The sequence below is a fragment of the Jannaschia seosinensis genome (genome assembly GCF_001408515.1).
GTDB classification, from domain to species: domain Bacteria; phylum Pseudomonadota; class Alphaproteobacteria; order Rhodobacterales; family Rhodobacteraceae; genus Jannaschia; species Jannaschia seosinensis.
In genome coordinates, this window is sequence record NZ_CYPR01000024.1 from 1 (window position 1) to 2,096 (window position 2,096).

Sequence of the window (2,096 nt, forward strand, 5' to 3'; positions counted from 1 at the left end):
CGAGCCGCTGCGCCAGACCCGCCCTGCGCTCGATCTCGCGCAGCAGGGTCAGTCCGGCGTCGGAGCTCATGTCGGCGCCGTCAAACCCGAGCAGGACCGGCTTGCCATTGAGGGGTGACAGGCGGGGCGTGGAGCACGTAGACTGGGTCATGGCGGAGGTCGTCCTGCTGAAATCTGAATCTTTGGCGTCGATAACCAAAAAATACAGAGTTTCAGACGGTTACGCCACCTCCGCCGCCTTCTCGTGAATTATCCGGGCTAAGTAGGCGGCGGCCATCTAGAGCGCCAAGTGGTCGAGCAGGTGGAAAGGGTCCTATTCCCGCAGCGCCAGCACCCAGAGGAAGATGACTCCGGCCGCGGAGAGAGGCGCAGTCTTGCGCTACACGAGGTGAGTTCGTCTATGTTCTCAGGCAGGAGGGCGCATGGTCCGACGTGCGGCTGCGCGATGGAATTCGCGTGTTGGATGTACGACGACTATCTCGAACGGGCTCGTGTTGGCGGCAGGCGCGTTGGGGTTGAGTTTTCCGACGCAGGTGCCGGCCGCTCCGCTTTCCCGGATGCGGTAGGTCAAGCAAGAGTTATAGATGGGGGCACGATACGGATTGGTAATATACGAATCCGCCTTCAAGGTATCGATGCCCTAGAGTCTGGCCAAGCTCGTGAAGACGCTTCCGGCGGGCTTTACCCTTGCGGCGGTCAGGCTGCGAATGCGCTCGACAACCTCATAGGCAGACGCACCGTCGCCTGCCGACGTGAAGACACTGATCGCTACGGTCGTGTGGTCGGCACCTGCATCGTGAGCGCCACCGGAGAGGAGCTGAACGCTCACATGGTGCGGGAAGGCTGGGCAACGGCCTGTCGACAGTATTCAATGGCCTACGTTGACGAGGAATTGGTGGCGAAGGCCACAAAAATATGTTTCTGGCGCGGCCGGTTTATGATGCCTTGGAATTATCGGGCCGGCAACCGGCGAGAACGAGGCGGGTCAAACACCTCTGCTGTGGTATCACGTGCCGGTAGGATCGGGCGCGTATCGACACACGGCGCGGGGAGAGGTGGTTCTGCTCAGAGGCAGCGGGGCGACGAGCGCCGCGACGGTGAAAATGATCTTCGAGAACGTCGGTTGCGCAGCTTGAAGACCTTGGGTTGAGCGTGAAAGCCTCGCGGGGGCACGAAGCGGTCGTCCAGATAGCCTGCAGCGACGGTCTGCAGAGAGCCGATGCTGTAGAAAAACTCGCAGTTGATTTTAATCGGGAGCAATTCTGCGCATGTTTTTGGAGCGGCCCTTCCACGCCTGACGTCGGCATGATCGGCTTTTTCAGCCGATTTGCATCGCGGGGGCGTTTGTCGGGCAGAGCTTGGCCAATTTCCTGAGGTTCTGGGCGGTGGCGGCGAGTGTGAACTCGTCCTTCACTCCCAATGGCCCCTTCAGTCGCAGTCGGCTGAGCCCCAGGATACGTCCCAGATGCGCGAAGAGCATTTCAACCTTCTTGCGCCGCCTCGAGGCCGTCGCGTTGAAGGCAGACGCCATGCAGGTTCGGGCGAAGTCGCGCACGATCTCGTATTTGCCGCGTTGCAGGCTTCGCGTTTCGCTATTCGGGCAGCATTGGGCCTTCAATGGACAAGCCTGACAGTCGGCTTTCGCAGCGCGATACCTGTGTGGTTTCATCTCGGTCGAGAAGCGCACCGGGAGTTATGCCCGAAAGTTGGTGATGGCCTGAAGTAGGCGGCATATCATGGCGGTGTTCACGCGCCGTCAGTCTCAAAAGAGAAAGGATATGCCACCATGGCCAAATCTACCGTTGTCCCGTTCGAACTGCCATCGGAATTTTCTGCGGATCCGTTGACCGAGGTAATCCAAGCTGGGGCCAAGGAGCTTCTGCGAACGGCGGTTCAGGCGGAGGTATCCGCCTTCCTCGCCGAGCATGCGCATCTTCTGGACGAGGAGGGCCGCCAGCGTCTTGTGCGCCATGGTTTTCTGCCCGAGCGCGAGATGATGACCGGGATCGGGACCATTCCTGTGCAGGTCCCGCGCGTGCGCGATCGCGGCCGCAATGAAGATGGGAGCAAGATCAAGTTCCGCTCGGCGCTGGTAC

The 2,096-nt window shown here is 60.4% G+C and carries 1 protein-coding gene and 3 pseudogenes; 2 read left to right on the forward strand and 2 right to left on the reverse strand.

Annotation, left to right across the window (positions count from 1 at the left end):
• Positions 1-151: pseudogene (locus tag JSE7799_RS20275) on the reverse strand (IS1380 family transposase); the annotation flags it as partial.
• A gap of 312 nt (positions 152-463) precedes the next feature.
• Here JSE7799_RS20275 and JSE7799_RS22180 point away from each other — a divergent pair.
• Positions 464-1,150, forward strand: a complete 687-nt coding sequence (locus JSE7799_RS22180; RefSeq protein WP_186201817.1) for a thermonuclease family protein — start codon at positions 464-466, stop codon at positions 1,148-1,150.
• A gap of 168 nt (positions 1,151-1,318) precedes the next feature.
• On the opposite strand, the pseudogene JSE7799_RS02480 reads toward JSE7799_RS22180, so the two are convergent.
• A pseudogene (locus JSE7799_RS02480) lies at positions 1,319-1,657 on the reverse strand (transposase); the annotation flags it as partial.
• 129 nt (positions 1,658-1,786) lie between these two features.
• Here JSE7799_RS02480 and JSE7799_RS02485 point away from each other — a divergent pair.
• Positions 1,787-2,096, forward strand: a pseudogene (locus tag JSE7799_RS02485) (IS256 family transposase); the annotation flags it as partial.